Origin of the sequence: Lacticaseibacillus huelsenbergensis (assembly GCF_029726355.1) — a bacterium.
Lineage (GTDB): Bacteria > Bacillota > Bacilli > Lactobacillales > Lactobacillaceae > Lacticaseibacillus > Lacticaseibacillus casei.
In genome coordinates, this window is the sequence record NZ_CP120687.1 from 3067630 (window position 1) to 3094327 (window position 26698).

Genomic DNA, 26698 nt, shown 5'->3' on the forward strand with positions numbered 1-26698 from the left:
ATCAAAAAAACAGCCGAGATGTGTTGGCATCTCGACTGCGAGTGATAAAAATTGGTAATCGTTAGGCATCACACGACACCTGCTAAGTTAGATTAGATGTTTAGTGCGAACGCTTCTTCCGGGTAAAGAACAAACTGGATCCTAAGCTTAACAAGCCACCTAAGATCACCATCAACAGCGACTGCTGCTCACCAGTTTTAGGGAAATGATCCTGACTGGTGGCAGGTTTAGCCTTGGATTTGGCTTTAACGGTAGGTGCAGCTTTACCGGCTTGATATTGTGCATCAATGGCTTTAATACCATTGTCTTTCGCCTGCTCAACGAGATCTGCACTGCCGGCAGCATCAATCGCCTGTTTGGCTTTCGTTGCTTGCGTTGTGACAGCCTGTTTTTGCGCGGTTTTTTGGGCATCGCTCAACAAGTTATCGCTATCAATCTGAGCCATCACTTTAGCGGCTTCGGCGTCAATTGCTTGCTTGGCTTCAGTTTGGCGAGTTGCAATGGCTATGGCTGACTGATGTTGAGCATCAATCGCTTTAATCCCATCTGCCTTAGCTCGATCAACGCCATCGGCATCCCCGGCAGCATCGATCGCCTGCTTAGCTTTGTCCGCTTGCGCTGCGACTGCTTGTTTCTGGGTAGTCTTTTGTGCATCTGTTAATGTGGCATCTTGATCAATGGCTACGATGACATTTGTGGCCTCCGCATCAATGGCTTGTTTAGCTTCTGCCTTACGAACCATGACCGCTGCGCCTGACTGATGTTGGGCATCAATCGCTTTAATTCCGTCAGTCTTGGCTTGATCAACGGCATCGGCATGCCCAGCTGCATCGATCGCCTGCTTGGCTTTCTCTGCCTGCACTGCGACTGCTTGTTTCTGGGCAGTCTTTTGTGCATCCGTCAATGTGGCATCCTGCTCAATGGCTGCGGTGACGTCCGCCGCCTTCGCATCAATTGCTTGTTTAGCCTCGGCCTTGCGAGTTGCGAATGCCGCGTCTGACTGATGTTGAGCATCAATCGCTTTAATCCCGTCAGTTTTGGCTTGATCAACGCCATCGGCATTCCGAGCAACATCGATCGCTTGCTTAGCTTTATCCGCTTGCGCTGCAACTGCTTGTTTCTGGGCAGTCTTTTGTGCACCCGTCAATGTGGCATCCTGATCGATAGCTGTAGTGACATTCGCAGCTTCCACATCAATTGCTTTTTTAGCCTCGGCCTTGCGAAGCGTGATCGCCGCGCCTGATTGGTGTTGCGCATCAATGGTCTTGATACCTTCAGTTTTGGCGTTTGTAACAGCTTCGATGTTTAGGGCATCGTCAATCGCTTGTTTAGCCTTGACCGCTTCAGCAACGACCGCTGCTTTCTGTTGCTTTTTGGCAGCTGCAGTCAACGTTGCATCTTGATCAATTTCATGCTGAACTTTCACGGCTTCGTCATCGATCGCCTTTTTGTTGTCCGCTTTGCTACGATCCATTGCCTGACCGGATACATGTTGCGCACCAATTGCCTGAATACCGGCATCTTTCGTCTGATCGACGCTGTCGGCATCCTGCGCCGCGTCAATGGCAGCTTTAGCTTTGGTTGTTTCATTCGCAACTGCTTGCCGCTGCGCCGTTTTTTCAGCAATCGTTAATGTCACATCCTGATCAATTGCTTGCGTCACTTTGACAGCTTCAGCATCGACGGCGGCTTTAGCGTCATCTTTGCGGGTTGCCAACGCGTTGCCAGCTTGATGAGTCGCATCGATCGTCTTGAGGTTCTGGTTTACCGCTTGATCAACACCATCGGCATCTTGCGCTTGATCAATCACAACTTTAACTTTAGCAGCCGCATCAGTCGCCGCCTGTTTTTGCTTAGCTTTTTCGGCAGCGGTGAGCGTCACATCACGATTAATGCTGTCAATGATTTGTGCAACATGGTCATCAATCGTCTTTTTCGCTTCATCTTTGCGCGTTGCAACCGCTGTTCCTGGTTGATGTTGACCATCGATTGCTTGAATCCCGGCTGTTTTGGCTTGATCGACCGCATCGGCGTCAGTTGCGGCGTCGATGGTTTTCTTGGCCTTGGCTGCTTCGGCTGCTACTGCCTGTTTCTGAACAGCTTTTTGGGTACCAGTCAGCGTTGCGTCTTGATCAATGCTTGCCGTCACCTTGGCAGCTTCCGCATCAATGGCGGTTTTGTGTGCTTCTTTGCGGGTCGTTAAATCCTTTCCGGAGCGGTGCTGGTCATCAATTGCTTTAATACCTTGAGCAATCGCTTGATTGATCTGATCAACATCCTTGGCTTGCTGAATCTTCTTCTTGGCCTTAATGACCTCTTCAGCAACGGACTGTTTTTGTGAAGCTTTTTCCGCGCCAGTTAACGTCACATCCTGATCGATGGTTTGGATGACCTTTGCAGCTTCCGCATCAATCGCTTTTTCGGCAACTTGCTTGTGTGCCTTTAACGTCGCGTCAGCTTGATGTTGTTCATCAATGTGCTTAATGCCGTGGGTTTTGGCATTATTGACCTTATCCGCATCGGTTGCGGCGCCAATCGCCTTCTTCTCTTTTGCCTCCTTGTCTTTAACAGCGCGTTTTTGCATCGCCTTTTTAGTGCTAGTAAGAGTCACATCGCGCTCAATCGCGTTGATAACTTTAATTGCTTCGGCGTCAATCGCTTTTTCGGCGGCGGTTTTGCGTGTGGCCAAATCGGTACCGGCGTGGTGCTGGTCATCAATGGCCTTGATTCCGTCGACTTCTGCCTGATCAACCGCATCCGCATTTAAGGCGCTGTCGATATTGTTTTTCGCCTTGGCTGCTTCATCCACAACTGCTTGTTTTTGTGTCGCCTTTTGGTCAGTCGTCAAGGTGACATCCTGGTCAATGGCCTGCTCAACCTTGCCAGCTTCAGCATCAATGGCTTGTTTAGCGGCGTCCTTTCGGGTGTCCAAAAGGGTGCCGGATTGGTGAACGGCATCGATAGCCTTCACACCATCGAATGTCGCTTGGTTAACACCATCAATATCTTGCGCCTGGGCGATCGCAGCTTTACCCGCAGCAGCTTTATCAGCCACAGTTTGTTTTTGCTTTGCTTTTTCGCCGCTAGTTAACGTCACATCTTGATCAATCGCATCCGTTTCCAAAGCAGCTTCAGCATCAATGGCCTTTTGGGCTTCGGTTTGGCGGGTTGCTAAATCGGTACCGGACTGATGCTGATCATCAACTGCGCGGATACCGTCGACTTGGGCTTGCTCAACCTCGTCGGCGTCTTGAGCGCCATCAACGATCGCCTTGGCTTTAGCAGCCTCATCAGCAACACCTTGTTTTTGCGCTTGTTTTTCGGCGGCAGTCAAAGTGTTGTCTTGATCAATATCGCCGGCAACTTTAGCAGCTTCGGTATCAATGGCCTGCTTGGCATCATCCTTGCGCGTTGCGAGTGCAGTACCGGCTTGATGCTGACCGGCGATGGCTTTGTTTCCGTCTGCCTTCGCCTGGTCAACTGCATCAGCACTTTGCGCACCGTCAATGGCCTGTCTAGCCTTATCTGCCGCTGCAGTGACGGCTTGTTTCTGGTTGTCTTTTTCAGCTTTTGTCAAAGTGACATCTTGATCAATCGCAGTCACGGTTTTAGCAACTTCCTTAGCAATCGCTTGTTTTGCATCATCGCGGCGATTGGTAAGCGCCTTGCCTGGTTGATGCTGATCCGCGATGTTTTTCAAACCGTCTGTCTTCGCCTGATCAACCGCATCGGCGCTTTGTGCGGCGTCAATTGCTGCCCTGGCTTTAACCGCTTCGTCAGTAGCCGCCTGTTTTTGCGTTTTCTTTGCGGCAGCTGTTAACGTCGCATCTTGATCAATTTCATCTGCGATCTTGACGGCTTGCGCATCAATGGCTTGCTTGGCATCGGTTTTACGGACGTGTAAAGCGATTCCTGGTTGATATTGCGCGTTAATGTGCTGAATGCCGTCATTTTGGCTCTGATCGACCGCATCAGCGTCCTTAGCCGCGTCAATAACTGCCTTGGCCTTGGTGACTTCATCGGTAACTGCCTGTTTTTGCTTTGCCTTTTCAGCGTTGGTCAACGTAGCATCTCGATCAATCGCAGCCGTCACTTTCGCGGCTTCGGTGTCCATTACCTGCTTGGCATCTGCTTTACGGGTATCCAAAAGTGCGCCCGACTGGTGAGCCGCAGCAACTGCTTTAACCCCATCAGCCTTACCCTGGTCAACCGCATCGGCGTCATTAGCCGCATCAATGGCAGCCTTGGCTTTCGTCGCCTCATCGGCAGCGGCTTGTTTTTGCGTTGCTTTTTCCGCAGCGATTAATGTGACATCTTGGTCAATCGCCTGCTGAACTTGGGTCACTTCAGCATCAATCGCCTTTTTCGCTTCGGCTTTGCGCGTGTCTAAAAGTGTGCCGGCTTGATGAACGTCATCAACGCCTTTGATGCCAGCTGCTTCAGCTTGATTGACGCCATCGACATCCTGCGCTTTGAGAATCGCGTCTTTGGCTGCCGCTGCTTTGTCAGTCACAGCCTGCTTTTGAACAGCTTTTTCGCTGGTGGTCAGAGTAACATCTTGATCAATCGCATCTGCTTCTAGCACCGCTTCAGCATCAATGGCTTTTTGAGCTTCCGCCTTGCGAACAGCCAAATCCGTACCGGCTTGGTGCTGGTCATCAACGGCTCGAATGCCATCAGTTTGCGTCTTAATCACACTGTCAGCATTTTGAGCCGCGTCAATCGCCGCCTTGACCTTGGCAGCTTCATCGGCAACTGCTTGTTTTTGCGCCTGTTTGTCTGCGGCTGTCAAGGTAACATCTTGGTCAATATCACCGGTCACTTTAGCAGCCTCATCATCGATGGCCTGTTTCGCGGTTGCTTTTTGCTTGTTTAACGTCACCCCTAATTGATGCTGGCCGTCAATAGCTTTGATCCCATCAGCCTGTTTCTGATTCACGTCATCGGCATTTTGCGCCTGATCAATGGCTGTTTTGGCTTTGGCAGTCGCATCAACGACAGCCTGTTTTTGGGTCTTCTTTTCGGCTGTCGTTAATGTCGGATCCTTGTCAATCGCAGTGGTGATTTTGGCTGCTTCGGCATCAATTGCCTTTTTGGCGGTGTCTTGCCTAGCCGGAAGTGCAACCCCAGCTTGGTGCTGGTCGTCGATTGCCTTGATCCCATCCGCTTTAGCCTGATTCAGATGATCCATATCCTGCACTTTGTCAACGGCAGCTTTAGCACTGTCTGCTGCCTTAGCAACTGCTTGTTTTTGGCCTTGCTTTTCCGCAGCCGTCAACGTGGCATCCTGATCAATGGCAGCAGTGACTTTCTTAGCTTCAGCATCAAGTGCCTGATTAGCCTGCTCTTTTTGCTTATCAAAATCAGCGCCTGATTGATGTTGAACGTCGATAGCCTTGATTCCATCCGTTTTAGCCTGATTAATGGCCTCAATGGTTTTTGCCTGATCAATCGCGGTTTTGGCTTTCGTTACTTCATCGGCCGTTGCTTGCTTTTGCGCGGTTTTTTCCGCGGTCGTCAAAGTATGATCCTGGTCAATGGCGGCAGTGACTTTCGCAGCCTCGGCATCAATGTCCTTTTTCGCATCACTTCTGCGCACATCCAAGGCCGTACCTGGCTTATGTTGCGCGTCAATGGTCGCAATCCCGACAGCCTTTGCTTGCTGAACGCCAGTATCGTCTTGTGCTTGATCAACAACAGTCTTGGCTTTTGTGGTTTCAGCGGTCACAGCATCTTTTTGCTTTGCCTTTTCGCTGGCAGTTAATGTTGGATCACTATCAATCTTGGCATTAACGGTAGCAGCCTCGCCGTCAAGATCGTCTTTTGCCTGTTCCTTGTGCGCACCTGTCACCACTTGTGGTAAAACCTTGGCAAAATCATCGTCAACTTTGACTTGATCGATCTTTTTCTTAGCCTCGGCTTGAACGGCCTTGGAGTCAGTGGCCACGTCGGCGACAGCTTTTTTCTTCATCGATTCAAGCAGCTTGGCGTTGAGTGCTGGACCAAAATCTTTGTATTCGAGAACTCGGGTTGAGTTCCATGCAGGACGAATCGGCGTTAAATTTTTCAACCGACTGCTTTCCATTTGCACGGCAATCCAGTCATCAGGCGTAATCTTGTGCGCCTGCATATAAATCACGGCATCCGCAGTCCCGCCAACTCGAGTTCTAACGTCCCATTGGTGTGTAAACTGGTGGGTCGTGGGATCCATCTGGTTAATAACCGCAGTATCTAAACCGTCGGGCGAGATCACCACCCGTTTAACCTTACCTTCCAGTTCATCATTGAAGGAATACGAAAATTTCAGATAACGATCCAGTCCACCGGCAATGTTTGCCGACCCAAAACGAATCGGAATCTTAAAGGTGTCCGTCTTTTGATCATACGTGATGGTATCGTTGCTGTACTTAAATGTGATGCTGTCAACGACTCTTTTATAGTCAGTACTTTTATCACCACCGATACCACCAATGAAGATGTTGCCAACTTGCGGCTTCACGGCCGCCTGCACCACAATTGTGGAATCCCAAAGGCCAATTGTGACAATGCCAGTTGCCAAAAAGAATGTTAATGTTCCTTTTTTCAATTTATTGTCGCTCCCCCTCTTGCTAACCCCCAAAACAGCACGCATTTAAAATGGTTGCCCATTATTAAAATATTAATATTATTTATCACCTTTCAATTGTCAATGCGTTACTGTTGAAATAAATCTCTCCGTGTTGCTATAATTCATAACGATTTAAATGTCGTTAATGCAACACGCAAATTAGTATAAGTAAATCGTTGGGTGGTATCAGGTCAAATGTTGCCTAACGTTAGGCAACATTTGAGAAATTAACAAACATCAAGGGGGTAAGGGTTATGGAGGAACTGCTAGAGAATAGTTTGCTGAAGCACTATTACATTATTAGTTTTTTGTTGAACAAAGACTGGACGACCATTGACCGTTTAGCCCAAGAAATCAAAATTCCTGCGCGGACCATCAGACAAGATATCGGGAATATTAATCAATACATTGCCCCAGCCAAAATCGAAAGCAGTCAACGTTTCGGTATTCGACTCACTTACGATGCGTCACACAATCCGCTTTACATTTATGCGGCTATTTATCGCCAATCGACCCGCTTCTTGATTCTTGAAGAACTTTTTCTACACCGCTTTTCATCGATGACCCAATTAGCCGAAGAACTCTTCATCAGTGAGTCAACCTTAAAACGGCACATACTGGCCATTAATCAAGTGTTGGAACATGAAGGCTTTAGAATTGATACGCAAACTCTGGATATTGTCGGCAACGAAAAGAAAATTCATTTTTTCTATTACTGCTATTTTCTGGAAAGATACTGGTTCATTGACGCCTTTTTGTCTCAAGATGAATTACAGCTTATTGATGAGATCATTGCTGATTTTTCAGCCCATTTTCCGGTTTTGAAATCGCCGAGATATCAGTCGTTTTCGTTTTTAAACAAACTGCGAACGACCGTCTTTATCTGTCTCACCCGCAATAGTCGCGGCCACACTTTCAAAGATGCCAGTTTGGTGAAGGAAAATGACACGTTTTCGCCTGAGTTACGGCAAAAGATTACTCGAATTTATAGGATTAATTGTTCCTCGTTTGTCTTTTCACATTTGTTTTATCTCTTCTTTAATTCACGCAATGCCCTGACTTACCAGGATCTCCTGGTTAAAGCCCGCCATAATCCGGTAATTCATTCGATTTATCAAGCACTGTCACACTTTCTTGATGTGACGGCGGCATCGCAAAAACTGAAACTGGCTAATCGTGATTTGGTGCTGCTGCGTCTGTATAATGCCATTGAGTACACTTGGGGACCGACCAAGATTCTGTATAATCCGGATGAAGCATTCTTCATGAATATGAACAAATTTGAGCAGACATTCATTAAACAAACCAAAGAAACGTTAATCGCCATTTTGCGCGCCGAAAAAATCTGGAAGCAAATTGACGAGGCGTTGATCACCCGCCTGCTTTTCATCTTGGTCACGTCTTGGGACAACTTGACCATTCAATTAGAAGAAAAAGCGCCAAAAGTCAGAACCGGCCTCTTCTTCAACACAAGTTTTGAGCACAGCCAATTTTTATTGCAGGAATTAAGCTATCACATGCGGTCAAGCTTGAAGCCCGAATTGATGCACGTCAATACGCTTGCCAAATTAAAAGCGGCCGCCCCTCATTTTGATATGATTATCACCAATCTGCCGCTCCTTAACCTGCCGAAATGCCACATCGTCTCCATTCAGCCACATCCCACACCTGAAGACTTTGACAATATTCTAGCTGTTTACAACAAGATTATTAGCGCAAAAACGGTTAAAATGCCGGCCTCTTAAAAAGCAAGCAAATCAATGTCAGTTCAATCAGGCATCATTCTTTTTTAAAAGCTGAAATGCTTCTGTATTTTCAACCACAAATATTAAGGTATAAGTGCCCGCAATCGCAAAAAAAATCCGCCTAACGCAATGATCGCGTTAAGCGGATTTTCGTCGTTTCGGCAGCGCAACTACGCACTGCCATTAAAAAATGGAGGAGATAGGGTTCGAACCTATGAACCCGAAGGAGCGGATTTACAGTCCGCCGCGTTTAGCCTCTTCGCTACTCCTCCATACGTTTGCAAGTAGCCAACTCAAATAGTGTACAAAAACAGGTTATAAAAAGCAACCATTTTCAGGCAGTTTTTATAACCCGTTTTGCATGTCATTGACGAATTCAGGATTTAGCCAATGACGGTACATGCAACGTGACCAGCGTGTTCCGCCACTCCGTCAACCAATCATGACTTTCCCATTCAAATAAGCGCTTCAGCCCATAACCCAGCGGCTGGTGGTAATAGGCCGTTTTACCGAGTAGTTTAGGTGCATCGCGAAAATGTTCATGACCAAATGCGACCGCATCAACCTGGCCTGTCAACAGTTCGCCAAGTTTCGCTGATCCCATGAGCGCCGTCGCCATTTGCCACGACGGCCGGTCCACCGCATAGACCATGGCGCCGCGAATCGGCACGAAATGCGTCACATAAATCATTTGCCGCCCTCGGTTGGCATCGATTGCTGCTTGGGTTGTCTGTAAAACCCGTTGCATTCGCTCACCATCGCTCAACGGCGAATCAATTGCGCTATCAATCCAAAAAGCGCGTTTCCACTGGGCATAAGCTGCATCCGTTTTAGTTTTTCCCAACTGGCCAAGCGAATAATCATACCAGCCATTGTTGCCAATGATCACGGCATTGGTGGACGGAATCGGTAGCACCTTTTCGTGTAAATAAAGCGGATCAACATCTGACTGAATTTCATCATAGGTAGCGCCCTTGACCATGTCGTGATTGCCGGCCAAAAAGCGTACCGTGACCTGCTGACCTACTTCCTGTTGCAATGTCCGGTAGTAGGCCAGCGTTTTGGTGAAATCATTGTACGTATCACCGGCGTTGACATAAATCTGATACCCGTTTTCAACCAGATAGTCTGCCTGGTATTTTAGCATTTCAAAGCCATCGACATGATTCACATCAAAATGATTATCGACGCTGATTGCAACTTTTATCATGAGGACACTTCCTGTTAGCGACTAACGCAAAAGTGAGCCAGCCGCCATTAATTGACCCCTTGCATAAGCTTCTCGATGCGTGGCGTGTAAAAAGCTAAGATGATCGCAAATGCCACTGAAACCAGCCCGACAATCGCGAAGTAAGCTACTTCGTGACTCGGCGTGTAGAAGCGCACAATTTGCGCATTGACCGCCTGCGCTGACGCATCAGCCAAGAACCACATACTCATCATTTGGGATGAATAGGCTTTTGGCGCCAGCTTGGTCGTCACCGACAGTCCGACCGGGGAAATCAACATTTCGCCGATTTCGACAATGGCCCAACTCATCACTAGCCACAAAGGTGATACCTTCGCACTACTGCCAAAAAGCATGACCGGGATAACCATCCACAGATAAGAGGCTCCGGCAAAAATCAAACCTAAATAAAACTTCTTCGGTGATGTCGGTTGGCGTTTGCCAAGTTTCATCCACAACCAGGCAAACAACGGACCGTAAAGCAAAATAAACAACGGATTCAGAGTCTGGAAGTTCCCTGGAAGGATTTTAAAGAACCCAAAATCCAATTTGGTTTGCTGTGCCGCAAACAAGGCCAACACAACCGATCCTTGTTCCTCGATGGCCCAAAAAATCATCGCCGCCAAAAATAGCGGGATATAGGCAATGACCCGTGAGCGTTCGGTTTTGGTCACCTTTTTGCTGCGAATCATCAAAATAAAGTACCAAACCGGCAAGCCGATCGCAATGACCGTAATCAGACTGATGACATTGGCAATCGTCAACGCCTTGAAGGCTGCCATAATGGCCAAAATGACGCCAACCACAACGACCGCGCCGACAATCCGCGTGACCAGCGGGCGGACATCTTCCGGCTTTAATGGATCCGGCGCCGTATTGTCAGCCGGATTGATATACTTGCGGCCGTCAACCACGTAAAAGATCAAGCCGATGAACATCCCAATGGCGGCTAACGAAAAGCCGGCGTGGAAATTGACTTTATCAGCCATCCACGGAACAAAAATCGGCGCAATCAGCGAGCCGAAGTTAATCCCCATAACGAAAATGCTGAAGCCGGAATCACGCCGTAAATCCTCTTCAGGGTAAAGGCTGCCGACCATTTCGGAAACGTTGGGTTTAAGCAACCCAGTGCCCAAAACAATCAAAACAATCGAGCCAAAGAGCCCCACCGCGCCAATCGGGATGGACAAAACGATGTGCCCTAACATAATCAGCACACCGCCCCAAAAGACAGTACGTCGCGAGCCGAGCAACCGGTCACTAATGAAGCCTCCGATTGTGGCGCTCAAATAAACCAACGACCCATAAATCGACATAATCGACAATGCAGTCGGTTGATCAAATCCTAAGCCACGCTTTTCCACTGAATAGTACATGTAGTAGATCAGGATAGCCCGCATGCCATAGTAACTGAACCGCTCCCAGAATTCGGTCATTGACAGGGTTAATAACCCCCGGGGATGACCCATAAACGTGCGGTCCTCTGAATTATTCAATTGAAATACATCCTCTCGCTAGAAAAATAATCTTCCTAGCTGCTCTCATGACACTTCCCTCAAAATGTCAATCAATGAATCTTCATTATAATAGTTACGCTCGCCCAAAACAAATTTATGCAACTTTACGTCTTATGCAAATGTCAACTTTCCGAACATAGGCCCAATTGGAAAACAAAAAGCAAACGCACCCATCGTTATTCGTAGGTTTGTTTGCTTTGACATTGAAGTCGTAAACGATGAACAGATTAATCAGCACGCAACGCGATCGCTGCATCCTTGTTGGCCGCCATGCGCGCTGGAATATGGCCGCCGAGAACCGTTAGAATCGTACTGATTAAGATCAAAATCACCGCGTGGATAGGGTTCAGCTGCGCCACGTTCGGCAACTGGGTCATGTTATATAAGATGACGTTGATCGGGAAGGTCAGGAGCCAGGCAATGATAATGCCCAGTACCCCGGAACTCACCCCGAGAATGATGGTTTCGGCATCAAAGACCCGCGTCACATCCTTGCGCCGTGCACCCAACGCCTTGAGTACCCCGATTTCCTTGGTTCGTTCCAGAACCGAGGTATACGTCAGAATCGCAATCATGATCATCGAGGTCACCAGCGAGATTCCCGCAAATGCGATCAGGACAATCGTAATCGCCGACATAATCCCGCCAGTCATACTCGAAATCGTGCCGGCCAAATCCGTGTAGATGACCTGATCGGCTTTTTTCTTGCCGTGGTTGAATTTATCTAGATAACTAAGAATCTTGTCCTTGTCTTTGAAACTCGTCGGATAAATCGTGATTTGCGTTGGCGTTTCTGAGCCGCCCAGACTGGTAATCAACTGATCCTTGGTCGCATCGTCAATTTCTTGATTGGTGAAAATATTCACGTCACTATTGCGTTGCGCTTTGACAACCGCAGAGTCTTTATTCATCGCGACAAGATCTTTGGTTAACCGGTCGGAGTAAGCAAATCCTTGACTCAAAAGCCCGTCACTGGTCTTCGAGCGCGTCCGGAGCACCCCTGTCACGGTTAACTCGCGATTACCGCTTTGTTGATACGCATCCGCATAGTTCTTGGTCGGCACATAAACACTGCCACCAACATTTTGATAGTAGTGATCATTGGCAATGGCCTTTAGTTTTGTCCCTACAATATCGCTGAACTTAAGCTTCTGACCATTTTTAACTGAAAAGCCAAGATTCTTCAACGCGTTAATATTCGTTGAATTGTCCCGATCAACAATCAAAATGACATCGCTGTCTTTCTTGGGATAACTTCCGGCAACGACTTCATAATTTTTCTTCAGATAACTGGTGCCGCCTTCGCGATCGACGGGATAAACCGATGAACTGGCACTGGAAAAGCCGCGTTGTGATTGGTTATTTGTCGGTTTGGCTGTTGAAAATTGTACTGGCTTCACCTTCCCGTTGACGTCGCGCAGTAAGTTCATACCGGTGCCATACGTATAGCCAATGTTGTCGGTCAGGCGTTTACTGATGCCATTCACATAATCAATATACTTTTGATTTAATTTGTTCGTGTGCTGCGCTTTGTCACTGGCACTTTGCTTTGCCAGCACCGTTTTGGTCGTCTTAAACGTTGACGTCTTGGTATTATCTTGTGCCCCGGCCGTTAGATTGGTCGCGTTCGTTGAAATTGTGATGGGAAACTGGGCCAATGTTTCTGCTTGGGTATTATCAATTTGCTTTTGAAACCCGGATGAAAGCGCCAGGACGACCGCAATGCCAATGATCCCGATGCTGGAGGCAAACGCCGTTAGAAAAGTGCGGCCTTTTTTGGTCATAATGTTCGTAAAGGACAGCTTCAGCGCCGTCAAATAGCTCATTTTCGTCCGGCGCAGATCAAAATGACTGCCCTGTTCCTCCGCATCATACGGACGCGAATCGGACAGAATTTTACCGTCCTTGAACTCGATAATCCGCTGGGCATAATCGTGCGCCAGTTGCGGATTGTGCGTCACCATGATGACCAAACGCTCCCGCGACAAGTCGGCAATCAACTTCATGATTTCCTGACTGGTTTCGGTGTCCAAGGCACCAGTCGGCTCATCCGCCAACAAAATCGACGGTTCCGAGACAATCGCCCGAGCAATGGCCACCCGCTGCATCTGCCCACCGGAAAGCTGATTAGGCTGCTTGCTCATGTGCTCTTTTAGGCCAACTTTAACCAGCGCGGCCTCCGCCTTTTTGCGCCGCTCCTTGGCAGAAACGCCGCTCAACGTTAAGCCGAGTTCGACGTTTTCCAAAATGCTCAGGTGCATGATCAGGTTATAACTCTGAAAAATAAACCCGACAGAATTATTCCGATAAGCATCCCAATCAGATTCCTTGAAGTTTTGGGTGGACCGACCATGCAATAATAGATCGCCTGAATCGTAGCGATCAAGGCCGCCAATCACGTTCAGCAGCGTTGTTTTCCCGGAGCCGCTGGGGCCAAGAATGGCTACGAATTCCTGTTCACGAAACTGAACCGAAACATCATCGAGGGCCTTCGTGGTGTAGTCACCGGTTTGGTAATATTTTTTAATGTGCTTTAGCTCTAGCAACGTTCGCTCCTCCTCTTGCTGTCTATGGCAAGGCGTTGAAATGAAATAACTTGCCATATCTTAGCATACTTAGCGGCTACTTGATAATCGGTCTAAAGCCTAAGACGTTGCCGATTTGTCAAAAAAGTCAGCTTTTAGAATGCGGCGCCTGCGTAAATAAAAAGAACCTGCCTTAAAAAAGGAGGTCCTCCGATAGATCCGTGCCGATCAATTTAGGATGGCACACTGAGCAACGGTCGCCAATAAATCAAGTCCAAACTATGATCCGGATAAATGTAATAAGTAATGTTCAATTTGGAAAAAGGATTCGCCATTGCCATTAAATAGATCCGTTGCGGTGCGTGAGCCAATCCCGCAACAGAAACGAGAATATACTTGGCCATTTGTTCAAACAACGGTTGCGTCAAACCAGATGTTAGCTCAAAATCCAGATCCACATAAATAAGTTCTTTGGTTTGCCGCGTCAGCCTGATATGGTGAATCGGCATCCCCCCGAAATTACCTTCTCGGCTTAGTTCATCGACCATTTGTTTAATCTGGCGATGTTTAAACTGCGGGCGGGCAAACATCATGCGCCAAACTGCCAAGCACTCACCCCCTCTGCTTCAATTATGCCACATTGAAGCCGGGAAGCGGACTAAAAAATCGGATCAAGGATCTTGGAAAAGGCCGAATCGATCTGCGCACGAGCAGCCTGCTGTTCAGCCAAACCTGCATCGAAGCGTTCGTGATCGATTTGATCTGGGCCAATCGCCTGCAGGATGTCTAACACGCCACTGCGAATACCACGCAGGCCGTTGACCAACACGCGATGAAAGGCTGCATAATTGCACGGTGCAGCTTCAGCATCAACGCTGTCAACGAAACTGCAGAACTTAATCACATTCTTGGTGAAATACACACGCAACCGATCGAGACTTTCGCTGGCATAGCAATTGCCCTTCTCGATGTTCTTGCATGTGTGGACGTATTCTTTGAAAACTGTCTCAAAAACAAGGAGCCGTTCCAGATTCTGATTAATTACTTCAACATAACTAGGTGCATTGCTCGTCGCGTACATTTAAAAGTCCCTCCTAATCTTGTGCGTTCATCAACTTACACACTTAATTATACGTGTTAATGGCTTATAATCAATATAATTATTGACTAATATTTAAATACCTAACGTTATATAACCCGTTTAAAGGCCATTATTAGTGGACTTTGCATACATTACACCAGTCTGTGAAAACCGTTTTCTTTGGAATTGTACGCAATGTATCTTTTTGTGAAAACTGAACTTATCAACGCCTGAACACCCTGTCTTGACATCTCGGCTGTGACGCGTCTTTTATTTGCTAAGCGCTTCCATCAAAAATAAGATAACGAAAATATTTTTTAGATATTTTGAACTTATATTTCAATATTTCTCAACAATCGTGCAAATACTGGCTATAAAGATTCTTATTTCAACGTTGTTATAACTTATTTTATTTTAACGAAGGGAGTTAATAGCAAGTTTTCACAACATCACCTATAATCGAAGAGAGAGCATGATGCGGGCACTGCTTGAGGTTAAGCGCTTCATCGGTTGAGCGAAGCTTATCCCGTATGACGCGTCATGACCGTTATTCCTTTTTGGAGGGTGCAAACATTGAAAGACTATCCAAAGAACTACCCCCTTGATCCGCGTACTTTTTTTGGAATCAATACCATGGGGCTCATTAGCACAACGGCGTACTATCTTTATACGGCTGTCTTAATGATGTTTATTACCGATTATTCCGGGATTTATACAGGCATCCCTGGTAAAGCGGCAGCTGTTGCAACGACCTTATTATTTGTGGGTCGGCTTTGGGATGCGGTGAATGACCTGTGGACAGGTTATGTAATCGATATTTCCCCGCGAACCCGCTGGGGCAAGTTCAAGCCTTATGTACTGGCTGGCACTTTTTTTGCAGGTATCTTGGGTATGATGCTGTTTCACATTCCCCAAGGCATCAGCGATTTTGGCAAGGAAGTTTATCTCTATGTCGTCTACTTTCTATTTATGCTTGCCTATACCATTATTGTGACCGTGCCGTTGACCAGTACGATGTCGGCAGACCAGGAAATTCGCTCCAAACTTATTTCATGGCCCCGCATTACCAGTAATGTTGTCGGTGTCGTATTTGCCTTCTTCATGGCCATTGCCACCTTTTTTGGAACTAAGAAGAGTCCCAATATCCCGCTGACAGTGGACGTGATCGTTATCCCCTTTTTGATCATTGCCCTGATCGGCGGCTTCATGGTCAAAGAAGGTCCGGTTGCTGAAGGCACCAAACCACCGAAACTGCGGGATATCGGCCGAATGGTGAAAATCAACAAGCCTTTTCGGGTCAACCTGTACTTTACCTTTGTCGGCGGCTTTGTCTGGGCCTTGCTCACCGCGACATCCCTGTACTACATCAAATACGCGTTTGGCGTGGCTAATCTAGGGATTCAGTCCATGTATTTTGGCTTGTTAACCTTGGTCACGTTGGTTGGTGGGACGTTCATCTCGCAAAAGGCCATGAAATATATGTCGGCACTTCGCGGGATTCAACTTTGCTATTTAGGCATGGCACCGTTCCTGCTCTTAATGTTCGCCATCAATGAGTTTCAGGTGATCCACAATCCTTGGCTGTTCTACATCCTGATTGGGATTGTCATGACGTTTGCCGGCGCGCAATTTGTTCCCGCTAACCTGATCATCATGGAGACGATGGATTACAATCGCCTCAAGCTGAATTCAGGGATGGAAGCTACCATCAACGCGGTCAACATGTTCTTACAGAAACTTCAGTCCGGACTGGCTACAATTGGCGTCGGCGCAGCACTCTTACTCGTCGGGTACAACGCGCAAACCCTTGAAAAAGCGGCGCAGGTACCTGATAGTCTGCTTCAGAGTTTAGGCGTCGTGTTGTTTGGTTTACCGGCCATTTTCTCGTTTGTCGCCTATCTGTTGACCAAGCAATATCCGCTGCAAGGCGAAGCCCGTACCAAAATGTATGCCGAACTCGCAGCCAAAACTGCTGCAGCTCAAAAGAAAGCCGCTCAGTCTTGAGCCAAAGCTGGTTCGAGCGGGTTGTCGGCTGTATTTTAAAACGCCATCTAAAAGACGCTAGCGATCAAGTGGATTTGTCGCTAGCGTCTTTGTTTTATTTGTGGATTAACTCTCCCGCATTATTCGCCCGCGTACATCGCCGGCATGTTGATTATCCTAGCCGATTAATCGCTGCCCAGCTGGCAAGTGCTTCGGGATGAAAGCCATTCCAGGTGGCCAAAACATCCCCGGTTTCATCGTCGCGCACACGCACAATCGGAAAGCGATCATAACCATCCTGCCGAAACTTCACGACTTTTTGCGCACTCCAAGCACGCTTGAGTGGATCGTCCGAATTGGGATCCACCAAATTCGTTTCACCACGGCGATTGGTTGTTCGAAAACGCTGATGATGCGTCAACAACCACCGCCGCGTCAACCGGCAAGCTTCGCAATGGGGCTTTTCGTAAACTACAAAATGAATTGCCATACGCATGCCCTCCATAAATGGCTCAGTGTCGCTGTCATACATTTGATACGAGGCGTATGTCCTGTCGTTTATACTATCCCCTATTTTAAGCGAGCGTGCAATGATGGAAATTGTGTTGGCCTTTTGTGATGTCGCACCTCAACGCCAAGAATTCAGTTCGACTCCGAAAGCACGGTAAGAATCTTTTCCAGTGCGTGAGTGGCAGCTTCCGGCAACTTATCATAGCCACCATCGGCTGTCTCTTTGGTGGCCAAAAATGCTAGGCGAGCTTCCAACCGCTTGCGCAACAAAGCCCGATAATCAGGTGCCGTAAAGTCTACTTTAAAAGCTGGTAACACCAAATAACTCATATCTGGTAACGGCCCAAATGGTTGAAATTGTGCAGTACCATCTACAATCGCCGCAATTGCATCCAACGTGTCAGCCGGTTTCACTTTTTTCCCGCGGTAAAAACCGGTATTGAGAATGTAACAAGTCGTGCCACGTTCCTGAAAGAGTTCATAAAAATCCTGGTAGTCTTCGGCTAGCGGATAACAACGAAACGGATTGGCAAACGGTTCAATGACCAACTGATCGCGATCCACATGAGCCCCGACGTTTTCGGCAGTTGATCGCTTAGTTGCTAACGTTGCCCCAAATGCCGCCGCCAAATCAGGATTCTCGATCCGAACCACCGGTGGCAACGTGTCGTCTTTCATGATCCAAAAAACGGCATCAATACTCTGGGTCAAATGATCGACACGATTAGGCGTCACGAACCGCGACTTAACCGTTCGCCCGTTCCCATTACGAATGTCCTCGGTGACCAGTGTTTTCCGGCCATGATCATCCAAGGTAACCCCCACATTTTGTACGGTAAGAAAATACCGAATCCCCGGATCGCTTAACGGATAATCCTGGGTTTTGTCAAAATACGCGGGTTCCAGCGCAGTCGTGGCGCCAGTTTGGCGATCAATGACGAATGCGTCATCGTGCAGCACTTTCACTGGGTAGCGATCGCCGTGACTCGTCAGCGTGATCGTTGATTTACCCGAGCCAGACAAGCCAAACGCTGCCATCGTAAACGTGCCGTCTTGCCGCTGATACTGTTTCATCCCGCCATGACAGGCAACAAAGCCATTTCGATGTGCCGTCGCCCACGCCAACGTCAAGGTGCCCTTTTTCAATTCGCCAAAGTAGCGTAAGCCTAAGATGATTGCCGCATTGTGTAGCGAATCAAAAATCGCCAGGCCATCCGGATACGCCGGATCGTACCAATCAGGATCGGCATAAAGATAAAGGTCATCTTCTGGAAGCGGGCGCGACTGGGCGTAGTGTTTTTCTGCTTCAGCCGTCATGATTTGAAAGTTCAATAAATAGCTGTAAAGGTTATTCGCATATGCTTCAGGCAACATCATATGCGCTTCAACAGAAAAATCGGGCGACAGACCAACCGCAACCCGGCCACTCAAGAACCGCTTGCGACCGCCTTGAAAGACCGCTTCACGCGCAACTTTTGCCATTGTGTCTGCGTCAACGCCGGGCTGTCCGATAATCCGGCGAGCAGCAGCGGTTCGGCCAACAACCAGACCGTCATTTGCAACCAAGATGCGGGCGTCTTCTGGCAGCCCGAGATCACTGGCATGCTGAATCGGCAAATCCGTGATAATGACACCTGGCGCGGCTTTGGCCAATTCGTATGCTTCTGTCAATGTGGTCACCGGCCGGACATTCGTGCCATGAAATGCCGTCTCGACGGTCGCTTTGAGTGGTGAAAAATAGCCACTCGCTGCGGTCACATCACGGATCGGAAATTGTTGTTTTGTTGTCATGGTTGCATCCCCCTTGTACATCCGGTACACCGCAATGGTCCTTACCCTCTGCGCCGCTATCTCCTCCGTTTTGTGCAACGGTCGCCGGAGCGCAAACAATGTACGTTCAGTCGTTTTTTGTAAAGGCTTTCACAACTCAATTATACATAGTTCACTTTAGCAACGCGAGTTTTAAAAATTCACCGGATCACAAAGGCTATTTCAATCACAAACCACATTCACTTACCAATCAAGCGGTATTTAATCTCGTTATGCTTTACGCCGTTTGTTTGCCTGAACCATTTTGGCCTGATCAATCAACGGACAGCCAACATCTTCACATTGGCTGCAACCGCCTGCTTTGTTTTTTCGAAAAAAGGTGCGATATAAGACGAAAACGATCGCCAAAACGACGACACTGCCAATCAACCACGTTGCCATGATAAAAGATCTCCTTTTTAAATATCCGTGCTATAATCCGACGCAACCACGGGGTGTGGACGTTTGAGCCACAGGCCGTAAATAATGAGTGTCACTGCCAGTGCGACAAGTCCGAAACTAAGCACATTGGCCTGACCACTCACAATGAGACTGCCTTGATAAATCAACATCGTCAGCAAATACGCCACGCCTGTTTGATAGCCAACGGCACGCCAGGTCCAGCGCGCATTGCCAAACTCCTTGTACATGGTGCCAATGGCCGCGAAGCACGGGGCACATAAAAGATTGAACATCAAAAACGCATACCCTGCCATCGCCGGGTACGTCGCCCGCAGTGCCTGACCAAAGCTGCCAGTCCCACCGAAGCTAATGTGCAGCGTGCTGACACAGTTTTCCTTGGCGATCAAACCGGCTAAAGTAGCCACTGTGGTATGCCAATCACCAAACCCCAGCGGTGCAAAAATCGGGGCAATGACCCCACCAATTCCTCGTAACATACTCTTATTTTGCTGGACCATGTGTAACGTAAAGTCAAAGTTCGAAAGGAACCATAACAAAACACATGACAAGAAAATAATCGTTCCGGCCTTATGCACAAAGGCTCGTGCCCGTGACATGACACTGCGATAAAGGTTGGTGACACGCGGCAAATGGTACGCTGGTAACTCCATGACAAATGGAGCTGGTGGTCCGGCAAACAAAGCGGTCTTTTTCAGGAAAATGCCGGAGCAGACAACGGCAATAATGCCCATGAAATAAGCTGACGGCGCAACCCAGCTGTTATTCGGAAAGAAGGTTCCGCTAACCAGCGCAATAACAGTCAATTTAGCGGAACACGGCATAAAGGTTGTCAACATAATGCTCATTCGGCGATCTTTTTCGCTTTCGATGGTTCGTGTGGCCATAATACCAGGAACCCCGCAGCCAGTAGCGATCAAAATCGGGATAAAACTTTTGCCGCTAAGATTGAACCGGTGAAACAGCCGATCCATGACAAATGCGATTCGCGCCATATACCCGCAGTCTTCAAGAATACCAAGACATAGAAACAGCATCATGATCTGCGGCAGGAACCCCAACACGGAACCAATCCCACCGATCAACCCGTTCACGATCAGGCCCGACAACCACGGCGCAACCGCCCAGCTCTTCAACGCCCCGCCGACCACCGCCGGCAACCAGCCGCCAAAGACCGTATCATTAAGATAGTCACTGCCGATAGTTCCGACTGTTTGGATCGAAAGGTAATAAACCACCCACATCACCAGTACAAAAATCGGCAAGGCCAGATAGCGATCTGTCACGATGCGGTCAATCCGATCGCTGACCGACATGACAAAATCCTCTTTATCGACGACACACATCGCCATGACGCGGGCGATGAAATCATATCTTGCATTCACAATGATGCTATCGCTCGCATCGTCAAAAAGATGCTCGGCCGTATGTAAAATTTCCGTGACTTGTTGCTGTTCAGCGGGTGTGAAAGCCAGCTGCTGCGCAATTTGCGGATCTTTTTCAAAAAGCTTGATGGCATACCATCGCAAACGATCGGTGGGCACCCGTTCACCGATGACTTCCTCAAGCATGCTTAAAGCGGATTCAAGCCGCGGATCATATTCCGGGAAAGCATACGGTTTAGGTAACGGCGCTTGGATGGCCTGAACAAGTTCCTTTAAAGCTGCAGGTTTGGTGGCAGTGGTACCGATGACTGGTACCTGCAAGGCATAACTTAACTTTTTCAAATTGATCGTGCGGCGGCGGGCTTTTTCAAGGACATCCATCATGTTGAGCGCCACGATTAATGGCCGCCCGGTTTCCATCACCTGCAAGGTTAAATACAGATTGCGTTCGAGATTCGTGGCATCGACGACATTGATGACTAAATCCGGTTGCTTTTCGAGCAAAAAATCCCGCGTCACAATTTCTTCACTGCTATAAGGCGACAGTGAATAGGTTCCCGGCAGGTCTTCGATGACCACCGCTGAATTGGCTTTAAGCCGACTGGATTTTCGTTCAACTGTGACCCCCGGCCAATTGCCAATATGTTGTTTGGCACCAGTCAGCGCATTAAACAAGGTTGTTTTGCCACTATTAGGGTTGCCGACAAGCGCTAGGGTCTCATCCATGGTCATCAGCGGTCACCTCCGTTACCAGCACATGCGCCGCGTCTTGCTTACGAATACTCAACTTATAACCACGTACCGCTAGCTCGATAGGATCGCCAAGCGGGGCAATCTGGTGAATCTTCACCAACGTCCCCTTGGTTAAGCCCATATCCATCAGGCGGTGTCGCAGCGGCGGATCTCCTTGAATCTTCTGCACCAACCCCGTTTGCTTCAGCGGCAAGTGGGCTAACGGTATCGCCGGCCTCTCAGCATCTGCGGCAAACGGTCGCACTACCAGCAAAGCAGCAATCTCGTCACTGATAGCCAATCGCTGCCCCTGAAAGAAAACCACCAGACCGGTCACTTTGCTTGCAAGTTTCACCACTGTTAGCTTTTTGCCGGCGACCAGTCCCATTTCAGCCAAATGCCGGCGCAATGCAGGACTGCCTCCGACACTCATTAACAAATAAGCTCCCGGTTGTTTGATATCAAGCAATGCCTGCATCTGCTTACCTCCACGATGATTACCAGCAAATGAGGATCATCTCAATCCGTCTTGATATTGCTGGCATTTAAAATGTTGCCATGAGAACATCTGTGATCATTTTTCCACTTGTTACGACGCGTCAATCGCCCGTACTTAATCAAACGTCTACAGAGGTCATTGTGCTTTTGCCAAAACGGCTTTTGCAACCGTCGCAACATAATGCGTCTGGCCATCGGTTGACGGATGGGTTTTGTCGGCTGTCAGCCAATCATCATGCCCGGCAGAAGCACCATGCCAATCAACAATATGCAAATTCTTGTAACGCTTGGCCATTTTGCCCAGATCGCGATTGACCTCATCCGTCCATTTCGCATCAGAACGGACATTAATCCAATAAACCTGACGCTGATCACCAATACTTGTCATAATGGACTGAAATGCCTCATTCGTAAACGTGCCATTCGTGCCCAAACCGATGATCACAGTATTGGCCAATTTACCGGAAGCAGCCAGCGACTTAAACAAAGCCGGAACCTGATAGATTTGGCGGCTAACCGTCGCATCAAAATAGATCTTCGGGAACAACTCTCTATACAGATACTCACTGCCAAGCATGACTGAATCACCGACCGCCGTCACGGATAATTGCTTGGCGGCTTGAACTTGATGGTAGCTGAGTCCGTCAGCTGCAAAATCTTTATAGACTGGATCAGCTGCTTTCTGGGAAGCTTCAACCGCCTGACTGGCTTTAGCAGCCGAACGTGACTGGGCAACCGAACGCACTTTGGAACGCGACACGGATGAAGCTTCTTGTGCTTTTGCCTGCGCCTGCCGGTTAAGGCCAAACCACAAGCCGCCCGCCACTAAAATGACCGCTAAAATCACAATCGTCCAAATCAATCCCGCTTTTGAACTTGTTTTCTGTCTATGCATACTGCACCCCTTCAACCAATCACTTACCGTACGATCATAGCATACAAGCGCTTAAAAAAGGGCGATAAGTTGCTTGGGACAGGGATTTCGGAGAAGATTCTAATTTTTCACTTTTCTTGGGCTTCCATAAGCTCACTCTATAAATGATTGAACTCCTGTGATCCTAAAGATAGAATTAAATCATCGTTAAAGACGCTGCGTTATTTCGTTCGCGTTGGGTATGGGGCAATTATGTAATTGGGGATGGCATCTTGAAATCAGATTCACGCTTTATTCGTTACTACAATGTTGTGATTGCGCTACTGGCTGTCATTTCTATTGTCATGGTCATTTTGGACTATTCATCAGTCATTAGTCTGGTAGCTTTTCCTTACGATGTGGTGGACAATGCGATACTCGCTATCTTTACCGTCGATTACTTCGCACGCCTCTTAACCGCAGACAACAAGTTTAAATTCTTTAAAACTCACTTGCTAGATCTGTTGGCGATCATTCCCTTTAACGCCATTTTTTCGTTTTTCCGGTTTGCACGGGCCTTTCGTATCGTCCGACTCAGCCGCGCATTTCGTATCACCCGACTTGCAGGCATCATCAGCATTTTACAAGGACGAACCAGGAAATTTCTCCACAAAGGCGGTCTCATTTATTATCTGTGGTTATCAGTCATCCTAGTCATCATTGCGGCCGCCATCTATTCGTTAGCCGAGGGTGCCTCATACAGCGATTCAATCTGGTGGGCAATCGTCACCGCCACCACCGTTGGCTACGGCGACATTTCACCGAACACCCTCTTAGGAAGAGTTGCGGCAGTTCTACTCATGTTCAATGGCATTGGCCTCATCGGCGCTCTCACAAGCTCTATTACTGCTTATTTAGCAGACAGCAACAACACTGTTTCAACACAAATCGACGATCTGGTGAAACTTAAAAAGCTGCTCGACTCCGGAGGTCTAAGCCAAGAGGAGTACGCGCAGCTAAAGCATCATATTTTGGCAAACGTGAGCCAACATGACACGGATGACTAAAATCGATGTTCTCATATTTCATCTACCCGAATTTCCAAGCGGCTTGGCCATGGTAACATCAGCACCGCCCTCAACGTCTTAACGAGCTAGGTGAACAACAAAATAAGAAGGCTCTCGGTGCACTTGATGGTCTCACGGCGCCAAAGAGGCCAAACGCCAACAAGGAGTTGATGTAAATGTGCACCAAAGTTTCGAAAGCTTGGGAAATTCGGGAAAACAAAAAATGCAGAAGCCTTATAATATCAAGGTTTCTGCATTTCAAGAAAACTAGGAAAGCTTATTTCTGCCGGCTGCAGGACTTGAACCTGTGACCCTCGGTTTACGATACCGATGCTCTACCAACTGAGCTAAGCCGGCATACTGACCCGTACGGGATTTGAACCCATGTTACCGCCGTGAAAGGGCGGTGTCTTAACCACTTGACCAACGGGCCATTGCTGAACAACAAGTAAGATTATACAGGAGCAATATAGCACTGTAAAGCCTTTTTTCTCACACAATTTGGATTCCGAAAAGTACGTTGAAAAGACAGCGGAAGATTTAATTTTGGGCCAATTTAATTGTCTATCTACTTTTAGTAAGTGTATCATAAACCTTGAACCGACTCGTTATGAAAGGATGTTGTTATAGATGAAGATTGCAATTATTGGTGCGACTGGCAATGCAGGATCGGCGATCTACAAAGAGGCGCTTAAGCGAGGCCACGAAGTTACCGGTTACGTTCGTCATCCAGACAAAGGTATCGGCGTTCTTCCGCCTGATGCCGAATTAGTGCAACAAGACGCCTTCACCCTCACCCACGATCAGCTGCTAGGCTACGATGCGGTTGTTGATGCCTTCGCGACAACCGTTGAACAAGCCTATCTCCATATTGATTTAGCCGATCACCTGATTCACGAGTTACGGGAGACCACCTCCCCGCGGCTAGTCTTTATTCTAGGCGCAGGCAGCCTGGAAACTGACGGCAAGCTCCTGTATGATTTACTTAAAAATGACCCGCATGCACCGGCATTTATCAATACGCCTAAGAACCAGCTCAGAGAGTATCAACTGTTACAGTGGACCGACAATGTCAACTGGATCGGTATTTCGCCAAGCATGAACTTTGAACACGGTCCGGCAACTGAATACGTTCGCGGCGACAACACACTGCTAAAAGACGACAAAGGTAAATCCGTGCTCAACAGCGGCACATTAGCGGTTGCCTTGCTGGATGAGCTGGAAAAACCAACCATTAAGCAAGCACGCTTCACCGCCCGTAACGCCTAGTTCTTTTTTAAATCATCGAAAAGGATGTGAAATTATTTGGCACAAGTCACTTTAACCATTCATTATGTCGATGAAGACGGCAAGACATTAGGCCCTGACAATCACTTAATGAATACGCCAGAACATCATTTTCGACTCACTGCTCCGACCTTAATCGGTTATGACTTTCAAAAAGCCGTTCTCCCCGACGGCCAGCATGTCGGTGATCCAACTGTCACCGGTACCATGACGGGTGATGACCCGCAGCTAACCTTTATTTACACAACGGCGTCATCACTGGTTCATCACCCAGTTCCGGCAACATTGGTTATTCAGTACTTTGATAATCACAAACGGCCATTGCGTGACGCCCAGGTGCTGCATACCAAAACCGGTCACCAATATGAACTAACGGCACCGGATTTCCCTAATTTTCGGTATCACCACGCTATGTTACCCGGCGGCATGATCATGTCCGACAAAACCGTTTCTGGTCGCCTTATCCAGCCACATAATGAACTGACATTTATGTATGAACCTAAGTAAATTGTTGTTTCAATCAAAAACAGCTTCCGTTATGGCTTCATTGCCATGCGGGAGCTGTTTTGTTTTTACTGACCGGTCAATAAATTCTGTAACGTACTAGTGTTACCTTGTTGTTGCAACGATTTGACATCCTGATACGCTCGATAATAGTCACCTGAAGCGATTGCTTGGCGAACCGGAGTGATCGATTTCTCTTGGAACAACAATGCTGCAGCTAGCTTAGCTTGCGCCTGATTGGCACCAGTTGCCTTTTGCAGTAGAACCGCTGCCTGATCCTGATCTTGCGCGGCTTTCATGATCGTACTCATTTTAGTCTCTTTCAATGTATCAGCTGCGCGTTGGAGTGCCGCATCAGTCGCTGCATTGCCCGTCTTCTGTGCCGTAATCCCCGACACTAAGCGAGATTTAACCGCCGCATCGGCCGGCGTATCATTGCCCGTCACATTGCGAATCGTATTATTGATTTGCGGAAAAAAGAAAACGCAAGCGACAAGCAACAAAACCAAGATGCCTGCGACAACCGCAAAAATTTTAAGTCCCCGATGACGAGGCTTTTTCTGCTGGCGAAGTTGAATCCGATTATTCATCACGATACCTCTTTCATTTTCACTGACAAAACTCTGTATCAACATTATGCGGATATTGCCAAGCCTGGTCAAGTTTGACCGACACGTCGCCCTTGGCAATGATTTTGCTAAATCCAACTTACTATGCCCTTAAGCATATCTTCTGGCGTATTTAAATTACGCGTCATTCTCATTGGGAGGTGACACAGTGTCACCGCCAGTTTTGTCTCATTGCTAACTTTATGTTGCATCAAATCTTTGTAGAAAAAAACACCCGTCAACGACGAGTGTTTCATGAGCTCCGGTTGTCAGGCTCGAACTGACGACAACCTGATTAACAGTCAGGTGCTCTACCAACTGAGCTAAACCGGAATAAAC

At 47.9% G+C, this 26698-nt stretch carries 18 protein-coding genes and 4 tRNA genes; 5 read left to right on the top strand and 17 right to left on the bottom strand.

The window, feature by feature from the left end; all coding sequences use genetic code 11:
• Nucleotides 1–100: 100 nt before the first annotated feature.
• Nucleotides 101–6586, bottom strand: a complete 6486-nt coding sequence (locus LHUE1_RS14210; protein WP_277848086.1) for a DUF1542 domain-containing protein — start codon at nt 6584–6586, stop codon at nt 101–103.
• 275 nt (nt 6587–6861) lie between these two features.
• On the opposite strand from LHUE1_RS14210, the gene LHUE1_RS14215 reads away from it, so the two are divergent.
• Entirely contained in the window at nt 6862–8352 is a 1491-nt protein-coding gene (locus tag LHUE1_RS14215) for a helix-turn-helix domain-containing protein (RefSeq protein ID WP_049170059.1), read from the top strand.
• Between the two features lie 191 nt (nt 8353–8543).
• On the opposite strand, the gene LHUE1_RS14220 is transcribed toward LHUE1_RS14215, so the two are convergent.
• From LHUE1_RS14220 to LHUE1_RS14245, 6 genes are all read right to left on the bottom strand, one after another.
• Nucleotides 8544–8624: transfer RNA gene (locus LHUE1_RS14220), tRNA-Tyr, on the bottom strand.
• Between the two features lie 104 nt (nt 8625–8728).
• A complete protein-coding gene (locus tag LHUE1_RS14225) occupies nt 8729–9562 on the bottom strand; it encodes a metallophosphoesterase (protein ID WP_213291522.1) in 834 nt (277 codons plus the stop codon).
• A 47-nt stretch (nt 9563–9609) separates the two neighbouring features.
• Entirely contained in the window at nt 9610–11076 is a 1467-nt protein-coding gene (locus LHUE1_RS14230) for a peptide MFS transporter (protein ID WP_277848085.1), read from the bottom strand.
• A 248-nt stretch (nt 11077–11324) separates the two neighbouring features.
• Nucleotides 11325–13643, bottom strand: coding sequence for an ABC transporter ATP-binding protein/permease (locus LHUE1_RS14235; RefSeq protein WP_049170954.1), 2319 nt, complete (start codon nt 13641–13643; stop codon nt 11325–11327).
• 212 nt (nt 13644–13855) lie between these two features.
• Complete coding sequence (locus LHUE1_RS14240) at nt 13856–14230, bottom strand: hypothetical protein (RefSeq protein ID WP_010487585.1); 375 nt, start codon at nt 14228–14230, stop codon at nt 13856–13858.
• A gap of 50 nt (nt 14231–14280) precedes the next feature.
• Entirely contained in the window at nt 14281–14703 is a 423-nt protein-coding gene (locus LHUE1_RS14245; RefSeq protein WP_047107617.1) for a hypothetical protein, read from the bottom strand.
• 573 nt (nt 14704–15276) lie between these two features.
• On the opposite strand from LHUE1_RS14245, the gene LHUE1_RS14250 reads away from it, so the two are divergent.
• Nucleotides 15277–16707 (top strand): MFS transporter, encoded by a 1431-nt coding sequence (locus LHUE1_RS14250; protein WP_049170958.1) that lies wholly within the window; start codon nt 15277–15279, stop codon nt 16705–16707.
• Nucleotides 16708–16858: 151 nt separating this feature from the next.
• Here LHUE1_RS14250 and LHUE1_RS14255 read toward each other — a convergent pair whose 3' ends face one another.
• From LHUE1_RS14255 to LHUE1_RS14280, 6 genes are all read right to left on the bottom strand, one after another.
• Complete coding sequence (locus tag LHUE1_RS14255; protein WP_010487581.1) at nt 16859–17176, bottom strand: thioredoxin domain-containing protein; 318 nt, start codon at nt 17174–17176, stop codon at nt 16859–16861.
• A gap of 152 nt (nt 17177–17328) precedes the next feature.
• Complete coding sequence (locus LHUE1_RS14260; RefSeq protein ID WP_049170961.1) at nt 17329–18987, bottom strand: phosphoenolpyruvate carboxykinase (ATP); 1659 nt, start codon at nt 18985–18987, stop codon at nt 17329–17331.
• Nucleotides 18988–19236: 249 nt separating this feature from the next.
• On the bottom strand, nt 19237–19407 hold the full coding sequence (locus LHUE1_RS14265; protein ID WP_080978126.1) for a FeoB-associated Cys-rich membrane protein: 171 nt from the start codon (nt 19405–19407) through the stop codon (nt 19237–19239).
• Nucleotides 19408–19424: 17 nt separating this feature from the next.
• A complete protein-coding gene (gene feoB, locus LHUE1_RS14270; protein ID WP_049170963.1) occupies nt 19425–21542 on the bottom strand; it encodes a ferrous iron transport protein B in 2118 nt (705 codons plus the stop codon).
• Nucleotides 21529–22020, bottom strand: coding sequence for a FeoA family protein (locus LHUE1_RS14275; RefSeq protein WP_049170966.1), 492 nt, complete (start codon nt 22018–22020; stop codon nt 21529–21531). Before LHUE1_RS14275 ends, feoB begins: the two co-directional genes overlap by 14 nt.
• 156 nt (nt 22021–22176) lie before the next feature.
• Nucleotides 22177–22935, bottom strand: coding sequence for an SGNH/GDSL hydrolase family protein (locus tag LHUE1_RS14280; protein WP_049170969.1), 759 nt, complete (start codon nt 22933–22935; stop codon nt 22177–22179).
• Between the two features lie 251 nt (nt 22936–23186).
• Here LHUE1_RS14280 and LHUE1_RS14285 point away from each other — a divergent pair, with 251 nt between their 5' ends.
• Nucleotides 23187–23960, top strand: a complete 774-nt coding sequence (locus tag LHUE1_RS14285; RefSeq protein WP_049170972.1) for an ion channel — start codon at nt 23187–23189, stop codon at nt 23958–23960.
• Between the two features lie 284 nt (nt 23961–24244).
• Here the strand turns inward: LHUE1_RS14285 and LHUE1_RS14290 are convergent.
• Both LHUE1_RS14290 and LHUE1_RS14295 read right to left on the bottom strand, forming a co-directional pair.
• Nucleotides 24245–24317: transfer RNA gene (locus LHUE1_RS14290), tRNA-Thr, on the bottom strand.
• 4 nt (nt 24318–24321) lie between these two features.
• Nucleotides 24322–24393, bottom strand: a tRNA-Glu gene (locus LHUE1_RS14295).
• Between the two features lie 197 nt (nt 24394–24590).
• On the opposite strand from LHUE1_RS14295, the gene LHUE1_RS14300 reads away from it, so the two are divergent.
• Both LHUE1_RS14300 and LHUE1_RS14305 read left to right on the top strand, forming a co-directional pair.
• Entirely contained in the window at nt 24591–25229 is a 639-nt protein-coding gene (locus LHUE1_RS14300) for an NAD(P)-dependent oxidoreductase (RefSeq protein ID WP_049172634.1), read from the top strand.
• Between the two features lie 36 nt (nt 25230–25265).
• Entirely contained in the window at nt 25266–25754 is a 489-nt protein-coding gene (locus tag LHUE1_RS14305; protein ID WP_049172636.1) for a MucBP domain-containing protein, read from the top strand.
• Nucleotides 25755–25819: 65 nt separating this feature from the next.
• On the opposite strand, the gene LHUE1_RS14310 is transcribed toward LHUE1_RS14305, so the two are convergent.
• Nucleotides 25820–26341, bottom strand: coding sequence for a hypothetical protein (locus LHUE1_RS14310; RefSeq protein ID WP_277848365.1), 522 nt, complete (start codon nt 26339–26341; stop codon nt 25820–25822).
• 278 nt (nt 26342–26619) lie between these two features.
• Nucleotides 26620–26692, bottom strand: a tRNA-Asn gene (locus LHUE1_RS14315).
• Nucleotides 26693–26698: the final 6 nt, after the last annotated feature.

Bases quoted from the DNA above. Each gene is read 5' to 3' on its own strand.
- LHUE1_RS14245 (WP_047107617.1), bottom strand. From the start codon at position 14,703: ATGTACGCGACGAGCAATGCACCTAGTTATGTTGAAGTAATTAATCAG.
- LHUE1_RS14300 (WP_049172634.1), top strand. From the start codon at position 24,591: ATGAAGATTGCAATTATTGGTGCGACTGGCAATGCAGGATCGGCGATC.
- LHUE1_RS14225 (WP_213291522.1), bottom strand. From the start codon at position 9,562: ATGATAAAAGTTGCAATCAGCGTCGATAATCATTTTGATGTGAATCAT.
- LHUE1_RS14280 (WP_049170969.1), bottom strand. From the start codon at position 22,935: ATGCATAGACAGAAAACAAGTTCAAAAGCGGGATTGATTTGGACGATT.
- LHUE1_RS14260 (WP_049170961.1), bottom strand. From the start codon at position 18,987: ATGACAACAAAACAACAATTTCCGATCCGTGATGTGACCGCAGCGAGT.
- LHUE1_RS14255 (WP_010487581.1), bottom strand. From the start codon at position 17,176: ATGGCAATTCATTTTGTAGTTTACGAAAAGCCCCATTGCGAAGCTTGC.
- LHUE1_RS14310 (WP_277848365.1), bottom strand. From the start codon at position 26,341: ATGAATAATCGGATTCAACTTCGCCAGCAGAAAAAGCCTCGTCATCGG.
- LHUE1_RS14215 (WP_049170059.1), top strand. From the start codon at position 6,862: ATGGAGGAACTGCTAGAGAATAGTTTGCTGAAGCACTATTACATTATT.
- feoB (WP_049170963.1), bottom strand. From the start codon at position 21,542: ATGACCATGGATGAGACCCTAGCGCTTGTCGGCAACCCTAATAGTGGC.
- LHUE1_RS14265 (WP_080978126.1), bottom strand. From the start codon at position 19,407: ATGGCAACGTGGTTGATTGGCAGTGTCGTCGTTTTGGCGATCGTTTTC.
- LHUE1_RS14275 (WP_049170966.1), bottom strand. From the start codon at position 22,020: ATGCAGGCATTGCTTGATATCAAACAACCGGGAGCTTATTTGTTAATG.